Consider the following 26,589-nt stretch of genomic DNA (forward strand, 5'->3'; position numbering starts at 1 on the left):
AGTCCTTTCGGGAGATGCGGAGTGTGGTCGCCGAGTGGCTCGCCGGTCAGCGGTAGCCGGCGGCGACGATGTCGGCCTGGACGGCGTTCTCGGTCGCGTCGGACGGATAGCCCGCGACCATGGCGCCCTCGTAGAAGGTGCCGGCGCTGAGGTTCGCGCCGCCGCCGGGCTTGCAGCAGTCGCCGCCGCTGCCCAGGATGATCGCGCCCTGCTTACGCATCGGGCTGTAACCGGCCGGCAGCGACCCGTCGTAGAGCGTGTAGAGGCCGCCGGACTGGGCGTTGCTGCCCTTGATGGCGAACCGCGAGGTGCCGTTGTTCTTCAGGGTGGCGGTGACGAACCGGTTGGTGAACGCCCGCTGGTTCGGGTTCCAGGACTGGCTGCCGCCCGGGTAGAGACCCCACTCCAGGTCGGCCTGCACCCAGGGGCCGCTGCCGGAGCAGCCGCCGAACCAGCAACTGGTGCTGAAGTTGATCGCGTCCATCGCCCCCGCCGCGTCGGCGCTGCGGGTGGTCTCGCTGTTGCCGTAGTCGAAGCAGCAGCCGCTGTTGACGTGGGTGCCGCTGGTCACCATGTACATGCCCTCGGGGGCGGAGCCGGTGGGGACGCCGGTCAGGTGGCCGTCCCGCCAGTAGCTGTTCCCAGGGTTGATGTAGAGGGAATACGCCCGGGCGCCGCCGACCGTCAGCGACTCGCTCGTCGCGTTCGCGGGCCGGCTGGAGGTGGAGCCGGGGACCTGCGCGGAGCCCTGGTACCACAGGTCGTTACCGCGTCCCGACTGGTCGAACACGGCGGTGATCACGCAGCTCGTACCGGAGCAGAACGCGTCCTGCGCAGCGGCGTCGGCGTAGCCGCCCGCGCTCACCAGTCCGATGTTGCGGGTGGCGTTGTCCGAGGAGCGGCGGACCTGGTAGAGGTTGCCGCCGTACGCCGAGAACAGCGCCCGGGTGGTGCTGTGCGCCGCGACGCACGGGGTGCCGCCCGCGGCGTAGATGTCGCACGGCCGGCCGCCGGGCGGCGGCGTCGAGGTGGGCGGCGGTGACGACGGTGTGGTCGAGACGTTCCACCGCTGGTTTGCCTGTCCGTTGCAGGTCCACAGGATGATCCTGGTGCCGTTGGCGGTGCCCGCGTTCGTCGCGTCCAGGCACAGCCCGGACTGCTGACCGGTGACGGTGCCGGCCGAGGTGATGTTCCACTGCTGGTTGGCCTGGCCGTTGCAGTCCCAGATGATCACCGTCGTGCCCGGGCTGGTGCCCTGGCCGTTGGCGTCCAGGCATTTGTTGCCGTACACCGTGAGCTGCTTCGCCGACGTGTACGTCCAGCTCTGCGGCGTGCCGCCGGTGCAGTCGTACAGCTGGACCTGGGTGCCGTTCGTGGTGCTGCCGTTGGGGACGTCGACGCAGCGGCCGGACTGCACGCCCACGATGGAGCCGGGCCCGGGGGCGGCCACGGCGCTTCGGGTCTGCGCGGCCACGGCGGCGCCGGCGACGGCCAGGACGAGCACCAGGGCGGAGATGGTCATACGCGGTGGTCCGGATCGGACGGACCGGGGACGGGGGATCACCATGACGGCTCCTCGGATACGCGCGAGCACCCGACCGTCCGGCACGGTGCCTCGCGAGTTGTGGATGGCCGCCGGTGTAAGCGCTAACAGTGGTGTGGCGGCGGCCCCGACATGTCGGTGGTGGTGGCCTGTGGGGTCGTAAATGTTAGCGCAAACATCGACCAGAGTTAATTAGAGCACATCCCGGCATCCGGCGGGACCTCAGTTGTCCCGGCGGCGCCGGGCCGAGGGCGGCGGCGTGCCACCCACGGCCCGGCTCCCCGTGCGGGGGTTCGGCGGTACGGAGATCAGGGACTGGTGCAGCTGACTCCGCTGGGCGCGGTGGCCCCGTTTCCGGTGGCGGTGAACCCGAACGTGGTCGAGCCGTTCGCGCCGACCGTGCCGTTGTAGTCGGCGTTGCGGACCGACACCGAGCCGGAGGTGCCCGTGTTGACGCCGTTCCAGAGGCTGCTGATCGCCTGGCCGGAGGCCAGGGTCAGGCGTACGGTCCAGCCGTTGAGCGTGGTGGCGCCGTTGTTGGCCACGGTGACCTCGGCCTGGAAGCCGCCCGGCCAGGTGTTCACGGTCCGGTAGGTCGCGGTGCAGGCGCCCGGCTCACCCGGCGGCGGGGTCGTGACCGGCGGAGTCGTGGGCGGTGCGGTGGTCACCGGCGGCGTGGTCGGCGGCACGGAGGTCGGCGGCGCCGTGGTCGGCGGCGTGGTGGACGCGAACTGGCTGAAGAACCGCCAGATCTCCCCCGAGGTCCAGGTCCGGGAGTCGTTCGGGCTGGACGACCCGTCGACCGGGCTGGGGGTGTGGTCGCCGTCGAACGCGGCCCACTGCACCGGGTAGCCCTCGCGGCAGCCGGAGTACGTGGTGGTGATGTGGGTGAGGCTGCCCCGGCTCGGCTCGCGCGGGCTCTGCGCGGTGCAGCCGTTGTTCCGGACGAACGTGTCGCGCAGTGACCGGCCCATGGAGATGTTCAGCACGCTGTCGTAGATGCCGTGGATGCCGAAGTAGGCGACCGGCTGGGTGCCGCCGTTGCAGCCGCTCAGGTTCGCGCCGGAGATGACGGTGACCGCGCGGACGACGTTGGGCCGGGCGCAGGCCACCGCGTAGCTCATCGCCCCGCCGTAGCTCCAGCCGAGCGCGAACCGCTGGGACGTGTCGACGCAGAGGTCGTTCTCGATCTGCCGGGAGATGTCGTCGAACAGCGTCAGGTCCCGGCCGTTGGTGTTGGCCCAGCCGTTGTCGATGCCCTGCGGCGCGACGAAGATCGTGCTGTTGTTCGACAGCGGCAGCAGGCCGTAGTAGCCGGCCGAGGCGACGTTGTTGGCCGAGCCGTTCAGCCAGTGGAACCCGAAGATCAGCCGGTACGGGTGGTTGCGGTCGTACCCGTCCGGGATGCGCAGGATGTAGCTGCGGTTCTGCCCGCCGCTGGAGATGGTGCGCGTGCCGCTGGACAGCGTCGGCGCCTTGCCGCAGCCGGCGGTCGCCGCGAGCGTGCCGTTTGTCGACGCCTGCGCCGTCTCGCCGAGGTCGGCGCTGAGCGCGCCGCCGGCCGCCGCCGCGAGGAGCACGGCCGCGGCGGCGACGGAGGTGAGAAGGGATGTTCGTTTCGCCATTGCTGGACTCCTTGCCCTGGGTGGTGGTGCAGGCCGGGCCGTCCGTCGATGCCGACGTCGCCTGCGAAGAGGGCGCGGAGCCGTGCGTGCGGCTGGGCCGAAGTCGTCCGGTGGCCGCCTGCGTCGGCGTGCATCGGCGGAGCGGCCCGGACTGGTCACCGATCGGCCGGACGGCGAGGGGACCCTCGTGCGCCGTGCCGATTGCGGGGGTGACGGGGAGCGTGCCCTTCGCTCCCGTGCCGGAACATAGCAGGTTATCGATAACATGTTCAACCGGTCGGTTCCGGAGAAGGAGCGGGCCGGCCGCCGGGTGAACGCTCACAGCAGCGCCCGGCGGGGACGCTGCCGCCTGCTCAGGCGTGGTCGGCCAGGGCCGGCAGGTCGCAGCCGGCGAGGGCGTCCGGCTGGGGAACGCGGGCGAGGTCCGCCTCGGCGAGCCCGAGCCGCCGGTACGCGGTGTGCAGCGCCGCGACCACGGCGCCCAGCGCGCCGGAGAGGTCACCGAGTTCCGCGCCGTGCACTGCCGCCTCGGCGGCCGGCACGATCTCGTGCAGCCGGCCGCGTAGCCGGACCAGGTCGGGTGTGAGCGCGTGGGAGACGCCGCCGCCGAGGACGATCACCTCCGGTTCGTAGGCGACCACCGCCGCGGTGAGGACCACCAGCAGCGCCTGCTCGACGTACTGCCTGACCGGCGCCAGTCGCGGGTCGGCCGAGCGGAACACGTCGGCCGCGTTGTCGAACGACAGGCCGAGTTCGCGGGCGCGGGCGAGGATGCCGGACCCGCTGATGATCCGTTCGAGCGGCGCGCCGAGCGGGCCGGCCGGCAGGTGGCCGAACTCGCCCACCAGGCCGCTGCGGCCCCGGAACAGCCGGCGGTCGATGGCGACGCCGGCGCCGAGTCCGGCCCCGATGGTGAGCATCACCGCTGTCTGCGCGTCCCGGGCGGCGCCGAAGCGCAGTTCCCCGAGCAGCGCGTAGTTGGAGTCGTTGTCGACCTCGACCGCGGCGCCCAGGTGCTTCTCCAGCAGCCGCAGGAACAGCGGGTCCTCCACCTGGGGCAGGTTCGGGGCGTTGGAGACGGCGCGGTCTCCCTGCCGGACGGCGCCGGGCAGGCCCACCGCTACGCAGTCGAGCCGCTCCCGGTCGGCGCCGACGGTCCGCATGATCAGGTCGGCCAGCCACTGGGCCAGCCGGGGCGCGTCGTAGTCGGCGGGTGTGGGCACGGTCCGGCCGGTCAGCGGCCGGGCGGCGAGATCGGCGACCACCAGCCGGACGTTGGAGCCGCCGACGTCGACGCCGCAGACCACGCCGCGTCCGGCGGCGATCGCGACCTGGGTCGCCCGGCGGCCCCGGTTGGTGGTGGGTGCGCCGTCGGTCTCGGTCAGCAGCCCTTCGTCGAGCAGCTGTTCCACGATCCGCGACACGGTGGCGGGGGAGAGGTCGGTCTCGTGGCCGATGGCCGTGCGGCTCACCGGGCCGTGGGTCAGCACGTGGGCCAGCACTGTGGACCGGTTCGCCGCCCGTGGTGCTCGAGATTCCACGCCCACCTCCGCCGATTTTCTTTCCGCCCGAATGTTAAAGCCGCGCCGCTGGATGAGCAACCATCCGGACCATGTCGTCTTCCGGCCCGCACCCGGGCGACGGATCCCACTGAATTCCGAGGTGAGGCCGGTGGTGACGGTTGAACCGAGTGGGTCGAATCTCTGACCAGCGCTCTTGACGGACTGTGATGACCGCGATAATACTTTCACCCTGAACGGAAATAGAGGTCGCCGGCCCAGGGAGGCGGCGCGTGCCCCCGTACGCGCCGTGCCGGTCGCATCGGACCCCCGTGTCAGTCCGGAATCCCGGTTCCGGACCCCGTTGCTGTGAAGGGAAGAGCAATGATTCTCAGCCGTAGACGTGGCGCCGCCCTCGGCGCGCTCTGCGCCCTGGCGCTCATGGTCGGCGCCTGCTCGAACGAGACCTCCGGGAGCGGCGGCGCGTCGAGCGGCCCGCGTACCGAACCCAGCCTGTCGTTCGTCGGCCCCGGCGGCGAGACGCCGACCGCCGCCGACCAGCTCTCGCTGACCGACGAGGAGCGGCAGAAGGTCAAGGACGGCAACTACTCCGCCGCCTTCGTCTGGCACGAGGGCTCCGCGCTGACCAAGGCCGTCGAGTCCGGCGTCCGCAAGGAGTTCGACCAGCTCGGCATCAAGGTGCTCGCCAGCACCAGCGCCGAGTTCGACGCCGCCCGGCAGGCCAACAACGTGCAGACCGTGCTGGCGCTCAAGCCCGACCTGATCGTCACCATCGCCGTCGACCCGACCGCTGCGGCCGCCGCCTTCAAGCCTGCCGTGGACGCCGGCGTCAAGCTCGTCGTGATGACCACCCCGCCGAAGGACTACAAGTCCGGGCAGCAGATCGTCGGCATCGTCACCGCCGACCTGACCGCGTTCGGCAAGGCCAACGCGGAGATGCTCGGCAAGGCGCTCGGCGGCAAGGGCAAGGTCGGCTACGTCTACCACGACGCCGACTTCTGGTTCACCAACCAGCGGGACAAGGCGTTCAAGGACTGGCTGGGCTACCTCTACCCGGACATCGAGATCGTCGAGGAGGCCGGGTTCTCCGACCCGGCGCGCACCGAGGACATCGCCACCGCGATGCTGACCCGCCACGCCGACCTCAAGGGCGTCTACGTCGCCTGGGCCACCGCCGCCGAGGGCGTGCTCGCCGCGACCCGGCAGCAGGGCCGCACCGACGTCAAGATCGTCACGAACGACCTGGAGGCGAACCTCGCCGCCGACATGGTCAAGGGCGGCAACGTCGCCGGCATCGTCGCCAACGGCTCGACCCGGCTCGGCCAGAACCTGGGCGTCGTCGCCGCGTACGGCCTGCTCGGCAAGAAGGCCCCGGAGCTGGTCGTCGGATCGCCGATGGCCGCGACCAAGGACAACATCGCCGACGCCTGGCGCGACGACTACGGCCAGGAGCCCCCGGCCGAGGTGCTCGGCAACTGACGCCGGGCGGCGAGGTCCGGGGCCCGGCCGAACGGGCCCCGGACCTCGCCGGGCGCGGTCCGGCCCACCGCCGGGTCCGCGAGCACCGCGAGACGAGAGGAAGAAGCACATGGGGTACGTCCAGACAGTCCTCGGACCGGTGCCTCCCGAGTCGCTCGGCCGGGTGCTGAGTCACGAGCACCTCGGCGCGCTGGTGCCCGGGCCGTGGCTGTCCGGCGGCGTCGCCGACGACCGCGCGGACCTCGCCGCCGGGGCGGTACGCGACCTGCCCGAGCTGGGCTTCGGCACGATCGTGGACCTGTCCCCGTACGAGGTGGTCGGTCACGACGTGACGCTGCTGCGCGAGGTGGCACTGCGTACCGGCCTGCACGTGGTCGCCGGATCGGCGATCTACCTGGAGCCGTACTCGCCCGGCTGGGCGCTGCGCGCGAGCGTCGACGAGATGCGGGAACGCTTCGTCGCCGACGCCACCGTCGGTGTCGGGGACACCGGGATCAAGGTCGGCATCTTCGGCGAGCAGGCCACCGGGCTGAACGAGATCACCGCGCACGAGGAGAAGTGCCTGCGTGCCGCCGCCCGCGCCGCCGTCGCCACCGGCCTGGCGCTGAACACGCACACCACGCACGGCACCATGGCGCTGGAGCAGGTCGAGATCCTGCGCGAGGAGAAGATGGACCCCTCCCGCGTCGTCATCGGCCACCTGGACATCAACCCCGACCCGGACTACCTGCGGGCGGTGCTGGCCACCGGCGTCAACATCGCCTTCGACACGCTCGGCAAGCAGTTCTGGGACTTCGTGCTCGCCCCGCTGCCGGAGAACCCGCCGGAGGGCGAGTTCGGCAAGCGGGCGTACCACCGGCCCGACCGCGCCCGGCTCGACATGCTCGCCGGGCTGGTCCGCGACGGGTACGCCGACCGGATCCTGCTCTCGATGGACCTGACCGGCGCGGAGGCGTACCTGAACCCGCGTACGCACGGCCGGCTCGGCTACTCCTACCTGGGCCGGGAGATCGTGCCGGGTCTCACCCGCCTCGGTGTGCCGCCGGAGGCGATCGACCAGATGCTGGCGGCCAACCCGGCCCGACTCCTGACGGTCGGCTGATGGCCGCGCATCCGCGTCCGTCCGGCTACGTCGCCGGCGTCGACCTCGGCGGCACCAAGCTGCGGGCCGCGCTGGCCGACCTCGACGGTCTCGTCGTGAGCGAGCAGGTGCAGCCGACCGACCCCCGGGGCGGCACGGCGGTGGCCGCGCAGATCGACACGCTGCTGCGCGAACTGGCCGCCCGGGCCGGCGTCGACTGGTCCGACGTGCGGGCCAGCGCGATCGGCCTGCCCGGCGTGCCCGACCCGGCGACCGGCGCGATCGAGCTGTCGCCGAACGTCTCCGACCTCGAGGCGCTCGACGTGCGGGCCGAGCTGACCCGCCGCCTGGGGCACCCGGTCGTGCTGGACAACGACGTCAACATGGCCGCCGCCGGGGAGCGGTGGCTGGGCAGCGGGCGTACCCACCGGCACTTCGTGTTCGTGGCGGTCGGCACCGGAGTCGGCATGGGCATCGTGCTGAACGGTGAGCTGGTCCGGGGCGCGCGCGGCGCGGCGGGGGAGATCTCCTACCTGCCGCTGGGAACCGACCCGTTCGACCCGGGCAACCAGGTGAAGGGCGCGCTGGAGGAGGCAGTCGCCGGCGCCGCCCTCGCCGCCCGGTACCGGGCGGTGTCCGGCGAGCAGGCGAGCGTGCCCGACGTCTTCGACCGGGCCGCCGCCGGCGATCCGGTCGCGCTGGCGGCCATCGACGAGGAGGCCCGGCTGATCGCCCTGGCGGTCGTCGCGGTCACCGCCGTCCTGGACCCGGAGGCGGTGATCCTGGGCGGCGGCATCGGCTCCCGGACCGAGCTCGTCGAGCCGGTCCGGCGCTGGGTCGCCGCGCTGAGCACGGGCGTTCCGTTGATCAAGACCAGCCTGCTCGGCGACCGGGCCGGCCTGCTCGGCGCCGTCGCGGTCGCCCGCCGGGAGGCCGGCGTCCACGACGGCACGACCACCTCTTTCCAGACAGCGGAGGGACGATAGATGACCCACACCGATGCGGCGGTGAAGACCAGCGCCGCCCCGGCCTGGCGCCGGATCAACTGGCGCGACTACGTGGTCTACATCGGCTTCGCGGTCGTGTTCCTGTTCTTCGCCGTCACCCAGGGCAGCAACGGCTTCCTGACCACGAGCAACCTCACAAACATCGTCATCCAGACCGCGCCCATTACGATCATGGCGGTCGGGCTGGTCTTCGTGCTGGCCGCCGGCGAGATCGACCTGTCGATCGGCTCGGTCGTCGCGCTCTCCGCGCTGGTCGGCGCGGTGACGCTGCGGGAGACCGACAACATGCTGCTCGGGGTGGCCGCCGGTCTCGCCGCCGGCGCGGCGGTCGGCCTGGTCAACGGCGTCTTCGTCACCCTGGTCCGGCTGCCCTCCTTCCTGGTCACGCTCGCCACCATGGGCGCGGTGGCGGGCCTGGCCCGCGAGGTCACCGGCCTGCAGTCGGTGCCGGTCAGCAACGACGCGTTCCTGTCCTTCTTCGGCCAGGGCGAGATCCTCGGCATCCCCGGGCTGGTGCTCTGGTCGGTGGCGGCGGCGGTGGTCGGGTACCTGGTGCTGCGCCAGACCCGGTACGGCGCGCACACGCTCGCCATCGGCGACAACGTGGCAGCGGCCCGGGTCAGCGGCATCAAGGTGATCCGCGTCAAGATCATGGTGCTGATGGGCAGCGCGATGTGCGCCGCCCTGGCCGGCCTGCTGTACGCCGGACGCCTCCAGGGCGCCCGGTACACCCTCGGCGAGGCCGACCTGATGTCCGTGATCGCCGCCGTGATCGTGGGCGGCACCAGCCTCTTCGGCGGCAAGGGCTCGATCGTCGGCGCGGTGCTGGGCAGCCTGCTGATGGGCATGCTCAACAACGGCCTGATCCTGGCCGGCCTGTCCGTGTCCCAGCAGATGATGGCGCGCGGCGCGATCATCCTGGTGGCCGTCTCCCTCTCGCTGCGCGAGCGGCGAAGCTGACCCGGAAGGAAGCAACCGCATGTTTCTGGACCTGCTGCGACGCCGCAATCCGGGCCTGCTCGCCGCCGCCGCGCACCTGCACGACAGCGGTGACCTGCCGGCGAACTCCTACGCGCTGGACCTCGACACGGTCGCGGCGAACGCCGCCGCCATCCGCCGCGAGGCCGACCGCTTCGGTCTGTCGGTCTACGCGATGACCAAGCAGGTCGGGCGCAACCCCGACTTCTGCCGGACGGTCCGCGACGCGGGCATCACCGAGGCGGTCGGCGTCGACCTCCAGTGCGCGCTCGCCGACCGGCACGGCGGGCTCGGCATCGGTCACCTCGGTCACCTGGTGCAGATCCCCCGGCACGAGGCGGCCGTCGCCGCCGCGCTCGCGCCCGCGTACTGGACGGTCTTCAACGACGCCAAGGCCGCCGAGGCGGCGGGCGCGAGCGCGGCGGCCGGGCGGGAGCAGGCGCTGCTCGCCCGGATCGCCGCGCCCGGCGACCGCTTCTACCGGGGCCATGAGGGCGGCTGGGCGGCCGACGAGATCGTCGCGGTCGCCGACCGGCTCGACGCCCTTCCCGGCGCCCGGTTCGCGGGTGTCACCAGCTTCCCGACCCAGTTGTTCGACCCGGCCGCCGGACGGGTCGTGCCGACGCCCAACCTCGGCACCCTGCGACGCGCCGCCGCCGCGCTGCGCGCCGCCGGGCGGTCGCACGTCGAGATCAACGCCCCGGGTACGACGTCGGCGGCGATCCTGGCCACGCTGGCCGAGGCCGGCGTGACGCAGGTCGAGCCCGGCCACGGGCTCACCGGCACGACGCCCTGGCACGCGGTGACCGACCTGGTCGAGGAGCCCGCCGTGCTCTACGTCAGCGAGGTGTCGCACCTGTGGGACGGTCGGGCGTACGTCTTCGGTGGCGGCCTCTACGTCGACCCGGTGCTCGGCCTGGGCGGCACCCGGGCGCTGATCGTGCCCCGGGGCGGTGGTCTCGACGACGCGTACCTGGTCGACGTGGAGATGCCCGCGCCGGAGGCGATCGACTACTACGCGATGGCCGACGTCAGCGCGGCGCCGGGGTGCGCCCCGGGTGACACGGTCCTGTTCGGTTTCCGGCCGCAGGCGTTCGTCACCCGGGCGCTGACCGCCGGCGTGACCGGCATCCGGTCCGGCGCGCCGGCCGTGGCCGGGGTGTACGCCGCCGACGGCTCGGCGCCGATCGGGTTGGAGGACACCGCCGCGGGCGACGGCCCCGGCATCCAGGCGGCTCGCCGCACAGGGAGGGCATGATGAGCACCGTCACCCACAAGGACGACGCGACCCGGGCGGGCGCCCCGGCGCTGCGGTTGCGCGGCATCCGCAAGCAGTTCGGCGGCGTCGTCGCGATCGAGCGTTTCGACCTGGAACTGGCCGCCGGGGAGATCACCGCCCTGGTCGGCGACAACGGCGCCGGCAAGTCCACCCTCGTGAAGATCATCTCCGGCGTGTACCAGCCGACCGAGGGTGAGCTGGAGATGCACGGGCGGCCGGTGACGTTCCGGGACGCCTCCGACGCCCGCCGGCAGGGGGTCGAGGTGGTCTACCAGGACCTGGCCCTGGCCGACTCGCAGCCGGTCTACATGAACATGTTCCTGGGCCGGGAACTCACCCGTGGCCCGCTGCGCCTGCTCGACCGGCGCCGGATGGCCCGGGAGACCCAGGATCTGGTGGACGCGCTGGACGTACGCATCCCCAGCGCGAAGGCGACGATCCGGGACCTGTCCGGCGGCCAGCGGCAGGCGGTGGCGATCTGCCGCGCCACCCACTGGGCCAGCGGCCTGGTGCTGATGGACGAGCCGACAGCGGCGCTGGGCGTGGCCGAGACCGCCAAGGTGGAGGAGCTGATCCTGAAGCTGCGGGAGCGGGGCGCCGCCGTGCTCGTCGTCAGCCACAACCTGGACCAGGTGTTCCGGATCGCGGACCGGGTGGCGGTGCTGCGCCGGGGACGCCAGGTCGGCGTCCGCGGCATCACCGGGACCAGCCGCAACGAGATCGTCTCGATGATCACCGGCGCCTCCGAGGAGACCGCCCGCCCCTGAACCGCGCGGCCGACCGCGCGCACGATGACCCCGGGTGTCCCTCCCGGGGTCATCGGCGTTCCGCGTCCGGTTCGCGGGGCGGCACTCCATGATCAACGCCGATGGCGGACGGCTCGTGCGTAACGGTCGTGTGAACTTGTGTGAACGCGGCTTCGTGCGTTGTCTCGCAGTTCGGGAGCGTTATCAAGCCGAGTCCATGAGGGCTCAGTGAACGCCGTTCACCCTATTGTTCACTGCTGCTAAATCCGGTAGAACTCCTGATAGGTCCGCTGCTCGGGCCATCTGCCTCGTGCTTCTAGGAGGACTTCTCATGGCTCGTTCACCCCGTCCGGGCGCCTCCTCGCCCGCGCTCTCCCGCCGCGGCGTCCTGCAGCTTGGGGGTGGCGTCGCGCTCCTGCTCGCCACCAGCGCCTGCGCCGCGGACAGCGGCAACAAGTCCACCGACGGCAAGTCCGGCGGCGCCGCCGCCAAGACGTTGCGCATCGCCGTCTCCAGCTACCTGTCGAGCTGGGACCAGGACTTCGTCGGCTTCGACCTGACCGCGCTGATGCTCTACAAGAACGTCTTCCCATACCTGATCGACTACGGCGTCACCAACGCCGGCGGCAGCCAGATCCTCGACACCCAGAACATCACCCCCACGTTCGCCGAGTCCTTCGAGCCCGACGCCGAACAGAAGGTGTGGACGCTCAAGCTGCGCCGCGGCGTGAAGTTCGCCAGCGGCAACGAGATGAAGGCCGCGGACGTGAAGTGGTCGAAGGACCGCGCGTTCGCCGCCCAGGCCAACGTCGCCGGCGTCTACCGCACCATCGGCCTGACCAGCGCCGACCAGGTCAAGGTCGTCGACGACTACACGGTGGAGTTCCACCAGGCCTTCCCCAGCGCGCTCACCCGGCAGATCCAGGCGATCTCGCTGTACGTCTTCGACTCGGTCGAGGCGAAGAAGCGCGCCAGCTCCAGCGACCCCTGGGCCAAGGAGTGGTTCGCGAAGAACCCGCCGACCGGCGGCTACTTCAACGTCGCCAAGGCCACCCAGGGCCAGGAGATCGAACTCAGCGCGAACACCGACTACCCGGGCCCGGACCCGGCCAAGACGCCGACCATCCGGATCTCGGTCGTGCCGGCCGCGTCCAACCAGCGGCTGCAGCTGCAGGCCGGCGACATCGACATCGCGCTGGGCATCAGCCAGCGCGACATCCAGGACCTCAAGAAGGCCCCGGGCATCAAGGTCATCTCGGCCGCCAGCAACCGCCAGGTCGCGATCCAGATGTCGGTGACCGCCGCGCCGTTCAACGACGTGAACGTGCGCAAGGCGCTCGCGTACGCGGTGCCCTACGAGCAGATCATCAACAACGTGTACGGCGGCGACGCCCGCGCGGCCAAGAGCCCGGTCCCGCTGGACATGCCCGGCTACGACGAGAGCGGCTACCCGTTCACCTACGACCTGGACAAGGCGAAGGCCGCCATGGCCGCCGCCGGCCGGTCGTCGCTCGACTCCGAGCTGGTCTTCGAGGCCGACAACGAGGAGCAGCAGAAGATCGCCGTCCAGGTGCAGAGCGAGGCGGCGAAGGCGGGCATCCGGCTCAAGCTGACCCCGCTGGACCCGGCCACCCTGGGTGAGCGGCGGACCAAGAAGAACATCCCGCTGCAGATCACCTCCGGGCAGCTCTGGGTGGACGACGTCGAGTACATGCTGGCGACGAGCTTCGTCAAGGGCGCCAACCTCAACTACTCCAACTACAGCAACCCGGAGATCGAGCAGATCTACGAGAAGTCGCACACCACCGTCGACACGGCCGCCCGCAACGCGCTCTGGAAGCGGGTCCAGGAGATCCTCGCCGCCGACGTGCCGTGGGTGGTCATCTGCCAGCCCAACTTCAACCTGCCCGTCCGGGAGTCCGTCGCCGGCTGGGTGCAGCCGATGGACGGCCTCGCCCGCCTGCGCTACCTGAGCGCGTCGGCCTAGGAACGTCAACCGCCCATGCGAATCTTCCGCTTCGTCGTCAGGCGACTGCTCCAGCTGATCCCCGTTCTGCTCGGAGTGGTCGTCCTGGCGTTCCTCCTGGTCCGGGTGCTGCCGGGCGACCCCGTCCGCAGCATCCTGGGGCAGAACGCCACCGAGGAGGACGCCGCCGCCGCCCGGGCCCGCTTCGGGCTGGACCAGTCGCTGTGGCAGCAGTTCCTCGACTACCTCAGGGGACTGGTCACCGGTGACTTCGGGACCTCCATCCAGAGCGGCAACTCCGTGGGATCGGAGATGGCGCTCCGGGTGGGGCCCACCCTGGAACTCGTCGTCATCTCCGTGAGCATCGCGCTCGTCGTGGCGACGGTCCTGGGCATCTGGTCGGCCAAACGGGCCAACCGGGTCGGTGACCACAGCGTGCGGATGTTCGCACTGGTCGGCAACTCGATCCCCGAGTTCTGGCTCGGCCTGGTGCTGGTGCTGGTCGGCTACAGCATCCTCGGCTGGTTCCCGGCGCCGAACGGGCGGGTCGACCCGGACACGAACCTGACCCCGCTCACCGGGGCCGATCTCGTCGACGCCGTGCTCACCGCCAACGGCCCGGCGATCGCCTCCGCCGCGGCGTACCTGGTGCTGCCCGTGCTGACCCTGGTGGTCGGCGTGGTCGCGCCGCTGCTGCGCAGCGTCCGGGCCTCCGCGCTGGAGGTGCTGCACTCCGAGTCGTACGCCGCGGCGAAGGCGCACGGGCTGCGCGACCGCACCCTGCACTACGGCTACCTGCTGCGGGCGACGCTGGTCCGGCTGCCGTCGCTGGCGGCGCTGGTCTTCGGCACGGCGATCGGCTCCACCGTGCTCGTCGAGTACGTGTACTCGTGGCAGGGCTTCGGCCAGTGGGCCCTGCGCGGCCTGCTCTACCGGGACTACCCGGTGGTTCAGGCGTCGGTGCTGGTCATCGCGTTGTGCTACGTGCTGGTGTTCCTCATCGCCGACGTGGTCCACGCGATCCTCGACCCGAGAGTGAGGCTCTGATGGCCGAGTTGCGCGCCGCCGTCAGCGGCGACTCCGCACAGACGCCGGTGGTCGTCGCCGGCGGCGACCGGGACAGCCGGTTCGCCCGCCGCATGATCATCGTCGGTGCGACCATCCTGTCGGTGGTGGCGCTGGTGGCGGTGTTCGCGCCGCTGCTGAGCCCGTGGGGCGAGACCGAGATCGACCCGGCGAACACCCTGGTGGCGCCGGGCGGCAACCACCTGCTCGGCACCGACGGCAACGGCATGGACATCTGGAGCCGGGTGCTCTACGCCGCCCGGCTCGACCTGGGCATCGCCCTGGCCGCGGTGGCGCTCGCGGTGGTCGTGGGCACGCTGCTCGGCCTGGTCGCCGGCTACTTCGGCGGCTGGCTCGACGACGTGCTGATGCGGGTGGTCGACATCTTCCAGTCGTTCCCCACGTTCATCCTGGCGCTGGCGGTCGCCGCCCTGCTCGGCAACGGCACGATCAACCTGATCATCACGATCGCGGCGGTGAACGCGCCGGCGTACGCCCGGCTGGTCCGCGCCGAGGTGCGGTCGCTGCGGGAACTGCCGTTCGTGGACGCCGCCATCACCTCCGGGGCGTCGCCGGTGGGCGTGCTCTGGCGGCACCTGCTGCCCAACAGCCTCACCCCGGTACGGGTGATCGCGCCGCTGAACTGCGGCTGGGCGATGCTCACCCTGGCCGGGCTCTCCTTCCTCGGCCTGGGCGTGAGCATCCCCGAGGCGGAGTGGGGGGCCATGATCAGCCTGGGCGCCGCGGACGTGGTCGGTGGCCGCTGGTGGACCTCGGTCCCACCCGGCCTGGCCCTGTTCGTCTGCGTCCTCGGGTTCAGCCTGCTCGGCGAAGGCCTGCAGGACCGCGCCAACGCGAAGCGGCGGTGACCATGCTGTCGATCGAGAACCTCTCGGTGACCATCCGGCGACCCGGCCGGCAGGTGGCCGCGCTCAGCGGCGTCACCTTCGCGGTACGCCCCGGTGAGGTCGTCGGCCTGGTCGGGGAGAGCGGCGGCGGCAAGAGCATGGTGGCCCGCGCCATCGTCGGGCTGCTGCCCGGCGGCTCGCACGCCACCGGCCGGGTGCGCTTCGGCGACTCGGACGTGCTGCGCATGGACGACGCCGCGCTCGCCGCGCACCGCGGACGCGGCGTGGCGATCTGCTTCCAGAACCCGCGCGGCGCGCTCAGCCCCACCCGCACCATCGGCAAGCAGCTCGTCGACCGGCTCGCCACCCACCAGGACATGTCCGGCGACCGGGCCCGGGAGGCGGCGCGCGAGCTGTTCGAGGCGGTCGGCATCCGCAGCCCGCAGCGGCGGCTCGACGCGTACGCCCACGAGCTGTCCGGCGGCATGGCCCAGCGGGTGATGATCTCGCTGGCCACCGGCTGCGCGCCGGACCTGCTGATCGCCGACGAGCCGACCACCGGCCTGGACGTGACGCTGACCCGGGAGATCCTGCGCCAGTTCCGGCACGCCGCCGACACCGACGGCCGGGGCGTGCTGCTGATCTCCCACGACCTCGCCTCGATCGCCGAGGTCTGCGACCGGGTGGTGGTGCTCTACGCCGGCACGGTGGTGGAGAGCGGCCCGGCCGCGCAGGTGCTGCGGGAGCCCGCGCACCCGTACACCCGGGCGCTGCTGCGGTCGGTGCCGGACGTCGGCGGCCGGCCGGTCGTCGCCACCCCCGGCGCCATGCCCCTGCTCACCGAGGCGCCGGAGAACTGCCCGTTCGTCGCCCGCTGCGCGCACGCCGACCGCACCTGCTCGTCCCGGCGGCCCGGCACCCAGCCGATCCCCGGCGGCCGCGAATGGTCGCTGGCCTGCTTCCACCCGCAGACCCGGCCGCTCGACGCCGACCTGCCGTCCACGTCGCACACACCGGACGCGGGCGACGCCCAGCCGGCGGCTGCGGACCCGAAGCCCGCCGTGCTGGAGATCGAGGACGCCCACGTCGTCTACCGCAGCCGGTTCGGCTCCGGCGGTCACCACGCGCTGCGTGGCGTCACGCTGCGGCTCGCACCGGGTGAGACGCTGGGCGTGGTGGGCGAGAGCGGCTGCGGCAAGAGCACCCTCGCGAAGCTCGTCATGGGCCTGGTCGCGCCCACCTCCGGCACCGTCACAGTCGCCGGACAGGCCCTGGTCAAGCAGCCGGGCCGGCCCCGCCCACGCGGCCGGGCGCTGCGCCGGGCCCGGACCCGCGCCCAGCTGGTGTTCCAGGACCCGATCGGCTCACTCAGCCCGCGCCGCACCGTCGGCGACTCCATCGCCGAGCCGCTGCGCGCCGCGGGCCTGTCCCCGGCCCAGCGGGAGGAGCGCGTCACCGCCGTGCTGGACCGGATGGAGCTGGACCGCTCGATCCTCCAGCGGTACCCGCACGAGCTGTCCGGCGGCCAGGCCCAGCGCATCGGCATCGCCCGCGCGCTGGTCGGCGAGCCGGACCTGATCGTCTTCGACGAGCCCACCTCGGCCCTGGACGTCACCGTCCAGGCGCAGATCCTCGACGTGATCGCCGACGTGGCCGCCGACGCCGACCGCGCCTCGGTGTTCATCTCCCACGACCTGGCCACGGTGCGCGGTTTCGCCGACCGCGTCGTGGTGCTCTACCTCGGCCGGGTGGTCGAGGAGGGTCCGGTGGACGTCGTCTTCGACACGCCCCGGCACCCGTACACCCGCGCGCTGCTGGGCAGCGCCCCCCGCCTCGGCGGGACGGCCGGGTCCGACGGCGAGGCCGTCGAGCTGGTCAAGGACCTGGAGGAAGCCGACGCCGCAACCGGGTGCCCGTTGGCCGCCCGGTGCCCGTTCGTCACCGACCGGTGCCGATCGGAGCAGCAGGAGCTTCAGTCGTACGGCGAGAGCCGGGCCGCCTGCTGGCGCGTTCCCGAGCTTCCCGCCCTCATCGGAAGGCAGGCTGTCACGCCATGACCCGTCGCCCCATCCGGCTCGCCGTCGACATCGGCGGGACCTTCGTGGACGCCATGGAACTCGACACGCGCACCAACCGGGTCCGCTTCCGCAAGGCGGCGACGACCCCGGCCCGGCCCGCGGACGGTGTCCTCAACGCGATCAGCGCGCTCGGCACCGACCTGTCCGAGGTGGAGCTGTTCATCCACGGCACCACGCTCGGCCTCAACGCGGTGCTGGAGCGTCGCGGTGGCCGTACCGGAATCATCACCAACGAGGGCTTCCGGGACATCTTCCTGATCGGGCGCGGCAACGTGCCGTCCGACCACATGTACGACTTCCAGTACCAGCGGCCGGAGAGCCTGGTGCAGCGCCGCTTCACCGCCGGGGTGCGGGGCCGGCTCGACTACCGCGGCCGGGTGGTGGAGCCGCTGGACCCGGACAGCGTCCGGGCGGCCGCGCGCACGCTCGTGGTGGACCAGCAGGTCACCTCGATCGCCATCTGCTTCCTGCACTCGTTCCTCGACCCGAGCCACGAGCGGGAGGCCGCGCGCCTCATCCACGAGGAGTTCCCCGACGTCAGCCTGTCGCTGTCGACGGACATCGTGCGCGAGTACCGGGAGTACGAGCGGACCAGCACCACGGTGCTGGAGGCGTACATCCGGCCGATCTTCGAGCGGTACGTCGACGAGCTGGAGTCCGGCCTGGCCGAGCGCGGCTTCGCCGGGCGCTTCCTGATCATGCGGTCCGGCGGCGGCTCGATGACCAGCGCGGTCGCCAAGACCGCCCCCACCCACACCGTGCTGTCCGGACCGGCCGGCGGCATCGTCGGCGCCGCGTACGTCGCCTCCGAGCTGGGCCGGGACAACGTACTCACGTTCGACATCGGCGGCACCTCGCTGGACGCCTGCGTGATCGAGCGCGGCAACCCGGTCGCCGCGTACGAGGCCCAGCTGGAGCACTTCCCGCTGCTCATCCCCACGTACGACATCCGCACCATCGGCGCCGGCGGCGGCTCGATCGCCTGGCTCGACCACGGCCTGCTCAAGGTCGGCCCGCAGAGCGCCGGCGCCGACCCCGGCCCGGTCTGCTACGGCCGGGGCGGCACCAAGCCGACTGTCACCGACGCCGCTGTGGTGCTCGGCTACATGGACCCGGAGCGCTTCCTCGCCGGCACCATGGGGCTGCGCGACGCCGAGGCGCGCGCCGCAATCCAGGAGCAACTCGCCGAGCCGCTCGGACTCACCGTGGAGAACGCGGCCGCCGGCGTGTTCGACGTGCTGCTGGCCCGCACCGTCGGCGCGGTCCGCCAGATCACCGTCGAGCGGGGTCACGACCCCCGGCAGTTCGCGCTGCTCGCGTTCGGCGGCGCCGGGCCGCTGCTGGCCCCGCTGCTGGCCCGCGAGATGGGCATCGGCGAGGTCATCGTGCCGTTCGCGCCGTCCGGCTTCTCCGCCTGGGGCATGCTCTCCGCCGACATCGTCAACGACTTCAGCCGTACCGTGATGGCCACGCTCGACGACGCCGACCTGGCGGAGCTGGAGCAGCTGTTCAAGGCCGTCGAGGCCGAGGCGGTCGCGTCGCTGGTGGCGCAGGGCGTGCCGGCCGGCGAGGCGGTGCTGGAGCGGCAGTTCGAGCTGCGCTACCTGGGCCAGGAGCACAGCCTGATGGTCACCGTCGGGCGCGAGCTGGACCGCGACGCGATCCGCGCCGCGTTCGACGAGACGCACCGCGCCCGGTACGGCCACACCATGGGCAACCCGCTGCAGATCCTCAACCTGCGGGTGCGCGGCATCGGGCGCACCGACCGGCCCGAGCTGCAGACCCTGCCGCGCGGCGACGGCGACCCGTCGCAGGCGCTGCTGACGCACCGCGACGCCTACGACTTCGGGCAGCACGCGGTGGTGCCGTTCGCGGTCTACGACCGGGCCCGCCTGGAGCCGGGCGACACCTTCGACGGACCGGCGCTGATCGACGAGGGCACCTCCACCACTGTGGTGCCCAGCGGCCAGCGGGTCACCGTCGACGACCACGGATACCTGCTCGTCACCCTGGAGGAAGCCGCATGACCACGCTGGACGGAGCCCAGGTCGAGGTCGTCCGCAGCTATCTGCTGTCGGCCGCGGAGGAGATGCGGGCCACCCTCATCCGTACCTCGTTCAACCCGGTCATCTACGAGGTGCACGACTTCGGCCTGTCGATGTACGACGCCGACCTGCGGCTGGTCGCCGAGGCCACCGGCCTGACGTTCTTCCTCGGCGCGAACGACTTCTCGCTGCGCAAGGGCGTGGAGTACGTGGGCCGGGAGAACCTGCACCGCGGCGACGTGGTGCTGCTCAACTACCCGTACTGGAACGCGGCGCACGCGTACGACGCGACGCTGTTCGCCCCGGTGTTCCGGCCGGACGAGGCGGACCCGGACGCGGACGGCGACCTGGTCGGCTTCCTCTGCGTCCGCGCGCACTGGATGGACCTGGGCGCCAAGGACCCGGGCTACGTGCTCGACTCGACCGACATGCACCAGGAGGGGCTGATCTTCCCGGGCACCAAGGTCGTGTCCCGGGGCGAGCCGGTGCGCGAGATCCACGAGCTGATCCGCTTCAACTCGCGGATGCCCGACGCGGTGCTCGGTGACCTGCACGCGCAGATCGCCGCGCTGCGCACCGGCGAGCGCCGGATGCTGGAGATCATCGAGAAGTTCGGCCGGGACACCGTGGACCAGGCGATCGACCGGATCATCGCCGACGGTGAGGCCCGCGCCCGCGCGGCGCTGGCTACGCTGCCGCAGGGCACCTGGACCGCCGAGGACTGGGTGGACGACGACGGCATCACCGACGACCCGGTGAAGATGCGCGTCACCGTCACCATCGACGACGGGCGCTTCATCGTCGACTTCGCCGGCTCGGCCCCGGCCACCCGCGGCCCGATCAACATGCCGTTCGGCGCGACCGAGGCGATCTGCAAGGTCGTGCTGAAGTCGCTGACGTCGCGGGACGAGCCGTCGAACGCCGGCACCGTGGCTCCGCTGGAGGTGCGGGCCGAGCCGGGCAGCCTGTTCCACGCCGTCTACCCGCAGCCCACGTTCACGCTCTGGACCGGCATCGTCGCGGTGGAGCTGATCCTCAAGGCGCTGGCCCAGGGCATGCCGGACCTGCTGCCCGCCTCCTCCGGCGGCGACGTGCCCGGCTTCATGATGGTCGGCCTGCACCCGGACACCGGGAAGATGTTCGCGGTCAGCAACAACGACCTGGTGGGCTGGGGCGGCACCGCGACGCACGACGGCATGGACGCCGCCACGCACGTCTCCGGCAGCACCGGCCGGGGTACCCCGATCGAGGTCATGGAGGCCAAGACCGGGATGTTCTTCGAGCGCTGGGAGATCCGCGCCGACTCCGGTGGCGCGGGCCGGTTCCGGGGCGGCTGCGGCCTGCGCCGCGACATCCGGTTCGTGACGCCCGGTGAGTTCCTGACCGTGATCAAGAAGACCAAGAGCGCGCCGTGGGCGCTGGCCGGCGGCGAGCAGCCGGAGCCGAACCAGGTGGTCGTCTTCCCGGGCACCGACCGCGAGCACCGGGTGAGCACCAAGCGCACCGTGGTGGCCGCGGGCGACCGGGTCACGCTGCTGACCGCCGGTGGCGGCGGGCACGGCGACCCGCGCAGCCGCGACCCGGAGGCGGTACGGCGGGACGTGGCCGAGGGCTACGTCTCCCGGGAGGCGGCCCGGGACGTCTACGGAGTGGACGTCGATGGGTGAGCCGACGGTCGACGGGGCAACCGTCGAGGTCGTCCGCAGCCACCTCGTCTCGGCCGCCGAGGAGATGCGGGCCGCGCTCGTGCGCACCGCGTTCAACCCGGTGATCTACGAGGTGTACGACTTCGGCATCTCCATCTACGACCGGCAGCTGCGGCTGGTCGCGGAGTCCACGGGGCTGTCCCGCTTCCTCGGCGCCAACGACTACTCGCTGCGCAAGGGCGTGGAGTACGTCGGCCGGGAGAACCTGCGCCGCGGCGACGTGGTGCTGCTGAACTACCCGTACTGGAACGCGGCGCACACGTACGACGCGACGATGTTCGCGCCGGTCGTCCTGCCGGACAGCGAGGAGCTGATCGGTTTCCTGTGCATCCGGGCGCACTGGATGGACCTGGGCGCCAAGGACCCCGGGTACGTGCTCGACTCCACGGACATGCACCAGGAGGGGATCATCTTCCCCGGCACGAAGGTGTACGACCGGGGCGAGCCGGTGCGCGAGATCCACGAGCTGATCCGCTTCAACTCGCGGATGCCGGAACTGGTCATCGGTGACCTCAACGCGCAGATCGCCGCGCTGCGTACCGGCGAGCGGCGGGTGACCGAGCTGTACCGCGACTACGGCCCCGCAGTGGTCGACGCGGTGATCGACCGGGTGATCGACGTCGCCGCGCAGCGCGCCGGGGAGGCGGTGGCCGCGCTGCCGCAGGGCAGCTGGACCGCCGAGGACTGGCTCGACGACGACGGCGTCAGCGACGATCCCATCCTCATGCGGGTCACCGTCACCGTCGCCGACGGCGAGTTCACAGTGGACTTCGCCGGCTCGTCGCCGGCGGTGCCCGGGCCGGTGAACCTGCCGCTGGGCGCCACCATCGCCACCTGCCGGGTCGCGTTCAAGGGCGTCACCACGCCGCACGAGCAGACGAACGCCGGGCACTTCGCGCCCCTTCGGGTACGCGCCGAGCCCGGCACGCTGTTCCACGCGCAGTACCCGGCCGCCACGTTCACCCAGTGGACCGGCACCGTCGCGCTGGAGCTGATCCTCAAGGCGCTGGCCCAGGGCATGCCGGACCGGCTGGCCGCCTCCTCCGGCGGCGACGTGCCCGGGTTCATGATGGTCGGCCGGCATCCGGACACCGGCGACATGTTCGCGGTCAGCAACAACGACCCGGTCGGCTGGGGCGGCACGCCCCGGCACGACGGGATCGGGCCGGCGAACCACCTGTGCCAGACCCAGGCGCGCAACACGCCCGTCGAGGTGCTGGAGTCGAAGACGGGAATGTTCTTCGAGCGGGTGGAGATCCGTACCGACTCCGGTGGCGCGGGCCGGTTCCGGGGCGGCTGCGGCCTGCGGCGGGACATCCGGTTCGTGACGCCCGGCGAGTTCCTGACGGTGATCAAGAAGACGAAGAGCGCGCCGTGGGCGCTGGCCGGCGGCGAGCAGCCGGAGCCGAACCAGGTGATCGTCTTCCCGGGCACGGACCGGGAGCACCGGGTGAGCACACGGCGTACCGCGGTGGCGGTGGGGGATCGGGTGACGTTGCTGACCGCCGGTGGCGGCGGGCACGGCGACCCGGGGAGTCGGGATCCGGAGGCGGTGCGACGGGACGTGGCCGAGGGCTACGTCTCCGCGCGGGCCGCCCGAGACGTTTATGGAGTGATCGCGTGAGTGCCGCCTATTCGCCCGAGCAGCCGAGCACGCTGCTCGGCAACTGCACAGTGCTCGACGCCCGCGTGGTGGACGGCATGGCGCCGGTGACCGGCGCCGGGGTGTGGGTCCGGGGTGACCGGATCGCCGCCGTCGGGCCGTACGCCGAGGTGGCCGAGCAGGCGCGGGCCGCCGGCCGGTTGACCGAGGTGGACCTCGACGGTGCCTACGTGACGCCCGGCCTGGTCAACATGCACACCCACTTCTCGTTGTCGCTGCCCGGCTCCGCCGGCGAGGGCGTCAAGGGGATGGGCGCGTACGACCTCGCCCACTACATGGCCGACGGGGCGCGGCGCACGCTGCACTCCGGCGTGACCACCGTGCGCTGCGTCGCGGAGAAGGACCACGCGGACTTCGCGCTGCGGCGGGCGATCAACGCCGGGCGGGTCCCCGGTCCGCGCATCTACACCGCGGGCCGGGCGCTGGTGTGCACCGGCGGGCACGGGCACGAGAGCAACGACACGCTCGAGTGCGACGGCCCGGTGGGCTTCCGCCACGGCGTGCGCAGCCAGATCAAGGCCGGCGCGGACCTGATCAAGGTGATGATCTCGGGCGGCATCGCCGGTGAGCACGAGAGCATCCACACGCCCCAGTTGTTCGCCGACGAGATGACGGCGGTGATCGAGACGGCGCACGCGTGGGGCCGCAAGGTGACCGCGCACGCCGGGCCCGCCGACGTGATCGGCGCGGCGGTCGAGCTGGGACTGGACTGCGTGGAGCACGGCTACCAGCTCACCCCGCAGGTCGCGGCGCGGATGGCCGAGCGCGGCACGGCGCTCGTGCCGACGCTGCTGGTGACCCGCTGCAAGGAGTTCTTCGACGAGCTGGGCGTGCCGGAGTGGATGCAGTGCCGCTCGCTCGGCGCCGGCCCCCGGCACCTGGAGAGCTTCGACATGGCGATCGCCGCCGGGGTGGAGGTCCTGCTCGGTAGCGACATGCCCCCGTTCTGGGAGTTCGAGGGCACCACCGCCTCGATCCGGGAGCTGGAGTACATGTCCGAGCGGATCGGCGCCGCGCGGGCCATCCACGCCGGCACGCTCGGCCCGATCCGGTGGCTCGGCGCGGAGTCCGACCTCGGCACCGTCGAGGTCGGCAAGCTGGCCGACCTGATCGCGACGGACGCCGACCCGCTGGCCGACACCTCGGCCTTCCGGGACGTGCGGTGGGTGATGAAGGGCGGGCAGATCGCCCGCGACGACCGCAACCAGGAGGAGACGCGATGACCTTCGCGCAGGCAGGCGCGGCGGAGATCGCCGCCGGCATCGACGACATGTACGACGCGTTCCTCGCCGGGGACCAGCAGCGGTTCGACACGCACCTGGACCCCGAGGTGACCACCTGGGAGACGCACCTGCCGGGACCGCTGCGGACCCGGGCCGAGCTGGACGAGTACCGCGCCCAGCGGGACGCCGCCGGTCAGCGGCCCCGGCTGGCGGTGCTCGCCGCGCGGGGCAAGCGCATCGACGTGTGGGACGACTTCGGCGTGGCCCGGTACGAGCTGGTCGCGCAGCTCGGCCCGGACGACGAGCCGGAGATCACCCGGGTCACCGACGTGGTGCGCCGGGTCGACGGCCGCTGGGTGATCGTGCACCACCACGCCGAGCTGGTCCGGGAACCGGTGGGCGCGGCATGATCCGGCGGCTGGTCGCCGGGCGGACCGGTGAACCGGCGGACGTGCTGTCGGTCGCCGAGCTGCCCGACGACCCGCCGCCCGGCCCCGGCCAGGTGCGGCTCGCCGTCCGTACGGTCGGGCTGAACTTCCTGGACGTCATGCTCTGCCGGGGCGAGTACCCGGTGCGGCCGGATCCGCCGATGACGCCGGGGGTGGAGGCGGCCGGGCGGGTCGTCGCCGCCGGCGACGGGGCCGGGCACCTGCTGGGTCAGGAGGTGCTGGCCTGCCCGGCGCTGCCGCGCGGCGCGCTGGGCACCACAGTCACAGTGGACGCCGCGGTGGTGGTGCCGCGACCGTCCACCGTCGACCCGGTCACCGCGGCGGCGTTGCCGGTCACCTACCAGACCGCCTGGTTCGCGCTGGAACGGGCGGGCGTCACCGCCGGGCAGACGGTGCTGGTGCACGCCGGCGCGGGCGGTGTCGGCATCTCCGTCATCCAGCTCGCGGTCGCCCGCGGCGCCCGGGTCCTCGCCACCGCCGGCGGCCCGGTCAAGACGGCGATCTGCCGCGACCAGGGCGCCGAGGTGGCGATCGACTACACGGCGGAGGACTTCGTGGCCGCCGTGCGGGAGGCCACCGGCGGGCGGGGCGTGGACGTCGTGGTGGACCCGGTGGGCGGCGACGTGTTCGCCCGCTCCTGGGAGTGCCTCGCCTTCGAGGGCCGCCTGGTCGCGGTGGGCGCTGCCGGTGGCGCGCCGCCGCCCGTCGATCCGCTGCGGCTGATGGCGGCGAACGCGACGCTGGTCGGCCTGTCCTGGGGCTCGCAGTACCCGTGGCAGCGCCCGTCCGCGGTCGAGGCCGCCTACCAGGAACTGTTCGACATGTGCGCCTCCGGCGCGGTCCGGCCGCCGGTCAGCCGCGTCGTGTCGCTGGACGAGACGCCCGCGGCGCTCACCGAGCTGGCCGAACGCCGGACCACCGGCAAGATCATCGTACGGATCGACGAAGGGGAGGGGCCGTGAGCGACACCGCCGACGGCGACATGGAGATCTACGACCTGAAGGTGACAGTCGACCGGATCGAGGGCCGGTCGGTGTGCGGCATGGCCGTGGGTGACTCCTTCGAGCTGACCAACAGCGCCCACCTGCGGCTGCCCGAGGGCAAGCACTTCTGCGTGTACGCGCTCGCGTCCGTGCTGCCCTTCCTCGCCGCCAAGCAGCGTGACCTGGCGCCGGGGGACTGGCTGGCCCAGGACTCCCACTTCATCTGCCCCGACCCGGAGGAGCGGCTCGTCATGAAGGTGGAACGGACCTGCCGGCGCACGATGAACTCGGCGGACCTGACATGACCGTCGAGATCGGACTCGGCCTGCAGAGCGACAAGCCGGCCGGCGCGTACGCCCGGCTGGCCCGCGCCGCCGAGGCGCACGGCTTCGACGTGCTCACCGTCTTCGGCGACCTGATGTACCAGCCGCCGATCTTCCCGCTGCTGGAGATGGCGCAGGCGACCGAACGGGTACGCCTCGGCGCGGCCTGCCTGAACCCGTACTCGATGGCCCCGTACGAGATCGCCGGTCAGCTCGCCGCCCTGGACCTGGCCTCGCACGGGCGGGCCTACCTCGGCCTGGCCCGGGGGACCTGGCTGGGTTCGGTCGGCCTGCCGCAGCCGCGGCCGCTGACCACCATCGAGGAGGCCGTCCAGGTCGTCTACCGCCTGCTGCGCGGCGACCGCAGCGGCTTCACCGGAAAGGTCTTCTCGCTGGAGGCCGGCACCGCGCTGCGCTACGACGTGCAGCGGCCCGACCCGCCGCTGCTGCTGGGCGCGTGGGGTCCGCAGGGCGCGGCGCTGGCCGGCCGGATCGCCGACGAGATCAAGGTGGGCGGCAGCGCCAACCCGGACATGGTCCCGGTGATCCGCGAGCGGCTGCGGACCGGCGCGGAGAAGGCCGGGCGCGACGTCGCGGACGTCGGCATCGTGCTCGGCGCGGTGACAGTCGTCGACACCGACGGCGCGGCCGCCCGCGCCAAGGCCCGTACCGAGGTGGCCATGTACCTGGCCGTGGTGGCGGAGCTGGACCCGACCGTCGTGCTCCCCGACGACCTGGTGAAGCGCGTCGGCGACCTGGTCGACGCGGGCGAGGACGAGGCGGCGGGCCGGTTGATCCCGGACGACGTGCTGGACCGGTTCGCCTTCTCCGGCACCCCGGAGCAGGTCGCCGCGCAGGCCCAGGCGCTCATCGACGCGGGCGTGCGCCGGGTCGAGTTCGGTACGCCGCACGGCCTGACCGACGAGCGCGGTGTGGACCTGCTCGGCTCCGCCGTCCTGCCCCTGCTGCGTAGGTGAGCGCG

General features: G+C 72.3%; 21 protein-coding genes. 18 read left to right on the forward strand and 3 right to left on the reverse strand.

Annotation, left to right across the window (positions count from 1 at the left end):
* Positions 1 to 46: 46 nt before the first annotated feature.
* The 3 genes from A4R25_RS17275 to A4R25_RS17285 all read right to left on the reverse strand — a co-directional run bounded on the left by A4R25_RS17275 (position 47) and on the right by A4R25_RS17285 (position 4,709).
* Entirely contained in the window at positions 47 to 1,522 is a 1,476-nt protein-coding gene (locus tag A4R25_RS17275; protein WP_043325214.1) for an arabinofuranosidase catalytic domain-containing protein, read from the reverse strand.
* A gap of 329 nt (positions 1,523 to 1,851) precedes the next feature.
* A complete protein-coding gene (locus A4R25_RS17280) occupies positions 1,852 to 3,168 on the reverse strand; it encodes a cellulose binding domain-containing protein (protein ID WP_064447398.1) in 1,317 nt (438 codons plus the stop codon).
* 353 nt (positions 3,169 to 3,521) lie between these two features.
* A complete protein-coding gene (locus A4R25_RS17285; protein ID WP_064447530.1) occupies positions 3,522 to 4,709 on the reverse strand; it encodes an ROK family transcriptional regulator in 1,188 nt (395 codons plus the stop codon).
* Positions 4,710 to 5,051: 342 nt separating this feature from the next.
* Here A4R25_RS17285 and A4R25_RS17290 point away from each other — a divergent pair, with 342 nt between their 5' ends.
* The 18 genes from A4R25_RS17290 (at position 5,052) to A4R25_RS17375 (ending at position 26,584) form a co-directional block, all read left to right on the forward strand.
* Entirely contained in the window at positions 5,052 to 6,167 is a 1,116-nt protein-coding gene (locus A4R25_RS17290; protein WP_043325211.1) for a substrate-binding domain-containing protein, read from the forward strand.
* Between the two features lie 109 nt (positions 6,168 to 6,276).
* Positions 6,277 to 7,269: a phosphotriesterase gene (locus A4R25_RS17295; protein WP_043325210.1), complete on the forward strand. Its 993-nt coding sequence runs from the start codon at positions 6,277 to 6,279 to the stop codon at positions 7,267 to 7,269.
* Positions 7,269 to 8,234 carry an ROK family protein gene (locus A4R25_RS17300; RefSeq protein WP_064447399.1) on the forward strand — a complete coding sequence of 322 codons (966 nt, stop codon included), beginning with the start codon at positions 7,269 to 7,271 and terminating at the stop codon, positions 8,232 to 8,234. Before A4R25_RS17295 ends, A4R25_RS17300 begins: the two co-directional genes overlap by 1 nt.
* Complete coding sequence (locus A4R25_RS17305; protein WP_064447400.1) at positions 8,235 to 9,215, forward strand: ABC transporter permease; 981 nt, start codon at positions 8,235 to 8,237, stop codon at positions 9,213 to 9,215.
* 19 nt (positions 9,216 to 9,234) lie between these two features.
* On the forward strand, positions 9,235 to 10,491 hold the full coding sequence (locus tag A4R25_RS17310; RefSeq protein ID WP_064447401.1) for an alanine racemase: 1,257 nt from the start codon (positions 9,235 to 9,237) through the stop codon (positions 10,489 to 10,491).
* The gene (locus A4R25_RS17315) at positions 10,491 to 11,279 is read left to right on the forward strand and encodes an ATP-binding cassette domain-containing protein (RefSeq protein ID WP_043325207.1); all 789 of its coding nucleotides are present in this window, start codon (positions 10,491 to 10,493) and stop codon (positions 11,277 to 11,279) included. The genes A4R25_RS17310 and A4R25_RS17315 overlap by 1 nt, the downstream gene beginning before the upstream one ends.
* Before the next feature lie 310 nt (positions 11,280 to 11,589).
* Positions 11,590 to 13,245, forward strand: a complete 1,656-nt coding sequence (locus A4R25_RS17320; RefSeq protein ID WP_043325206.1) for an ABC transporter substrate-binding protein — start codon at positions 11,590 to 11,592, stop codon at positions 13,243 to 13,245.
* A gap of 15 nt (positions 13,246 to 13,260) precedes the next feature.
* Complete coding sequence (locus A4R25_RS17325) at positions 13,261 to 14,271, forward strand: ABC transporter permease (protein ID WP_064447402.1); 1,011 nt, start codon at positions 13,261 to 13,263, stop codon at positions 14,269 to 14,271.
* Positions 14,271 to 15,158: an ABC transporter permease gene (locus tag A4R25_RS17330; protein ID WP_064447403.1), complete on the forward strand. Its 888-nt coding sequence runs from the start codon at positions 14,271 to 14,273 to the stop codon at positions 15,156 to 15,158. The genes A4R25_RS17325 and A4R25_RS17330 overlap by 1 nt, the downstream gene beginning before the upstream one ends.
* A gap of 2 nt (positions 15,159 to 15,160) precedes the next feature.
* Positions 15,161 to 17,194 carry a dipeptide ABC transporter ATP-binding protein gene (locus A4R25_RS17335; RefSeq protein ID WP_064447404.1) on the forward strand — a complete coding sequence of 678 codons (2,034 nt, stop codon included), beginning with the start codon at positions 15,161 to 15,163 and terminating at the stop codon, positions 17,192 to 17,194.
* Positions 17,191 to 19,242 carry a hydantoinase/oxoprolinase family protein gene (locus A4R25_RS17340; RefSeq protein ID WP_064447405.1) on the forward strand — a complete coding sequence of 684 codons (2,052 nt, stop codon included), beginning with the start codon at positions 17,191 to 17,193 and terminating at the stop codon, positions 19,240 to 19,242. The genes A4R25_RS17335 and A4R25_RS17340 overlap by 4 nt, the downstream gene beginning before the upstream one ends.
* A complete protein-coding gene (locus A4R25_RS17345; RefSeq protein WP_043325202.1) occupies positions 19,239 to 20,927 on the forward strand; it encodes a hydantoinase B/oxoprolinase family protein in 1,689 nt (562 codons plus the stop codon). The genes A4R25_RS17340 and A4R25_RS17345 overlap by 4 nt, the downstream gene beginning before the upstream one ends.
* On the forward strand, positions 20,920 to 22,590 hold the full coding sequence (locus tag A4R25_RS17350) for a hydantoinase B/oxoprolinase family protein (RefSeq protein WP_064447406.1): 1,671 nt from the start codon (positions 20,920 to 20,922) through the stop codon (positions 22,588 to 22,590). The genes A4R25_RS17345 and A4R25_RS17350 overlap by 8 nt, the downstream gene beginning before the upstream one ends.
* A complete protein-coding gene (locus A4R25_RS17355) occupies positions 22,587 to 23,852 on the forward strand; it encodes an amidohydrolase family protein (protein ID WP_043325200.1) in 1,266 nt (421 codons plus the stop codon). The genes A4R25_RS17350 and A4R25_RS17355 overlap by 4 nt, the downstream gene beginning before the upstream one ends.
* Positions 23,849 to 24,262, forward strand: a complete 414-nt coding sequence (locus A4R25_RS17360) for a nuclear transport factor 2 family protein (protein ID WP_064447407.1) — start codon at positions 23,849 to 23,851, stop codon at positions 24,260 to 24,262. The genes A4R25_RS17355 and A4R25_RS17360 overlap by 4 nt, the downstream gene beginning before the upstream one ends.
* On the forward strand, positions 24,259 to 25,263 hold the full coding sequence (locus A4R25_RS17365) for a zinc-binding dehydrogenase (RefSeq protein WP_064447408.1): 1,005 nt from the start codon (positions 24,259 to 24,261) through the stop codon (positions 25,261 to 25,263). Before A4R25_RS17360 ends, A4R25_RS17365 begins: the two co-directional genes overlap by 4 nt.
* The gene (locus tag A4R25_RS17370; protein ID WP_043325197.1) at positions 25,260 to 25,589 is read left to right on the forward strand and encodes a TIGR04076 family protein; all 330 of its coding nucleotides are present in this window, start codon (positions 25,260 to 25,262) and stop codon (positions 25,587 to 25,589) included. Before A4R25_RS17365 ends, A4R25_RS17370 begins: the two co-directional genes overlap by 4 nt.
* Positions 25,586 to 26,584 carry an LLM class flavin-dependent oxidoreductase gene (locus A4R25_RS17375; protein ID WP_043325196.1) on the forward strand — a complete coding sequence of 333 codons (999 nt, stop codon included), beginning with the start codon at positions 25,586 to 25,588 and terminating at the stop codon, positions 26,582 to 26,584. The genes A4R25_RS17370 and A4R25_RS17375 overlap by 4 nt, the downstream gene beginning before the upstream one ends.
* Positions 26,585 to 26,589 lie beyond the last annotated feature (5 nt).

The sequence above is a fragment of the Micromonospora sp. NBRC 110037 genome (genome assembly GCF_001652995.1).
GTDB classification, from domain to species: domain Bacteria; phylum Actinomycetota; class Actinomycetes; order Mycobacteriales; family Micromonosporaceae; genus Micromonospora; species Micromonospora chalcea.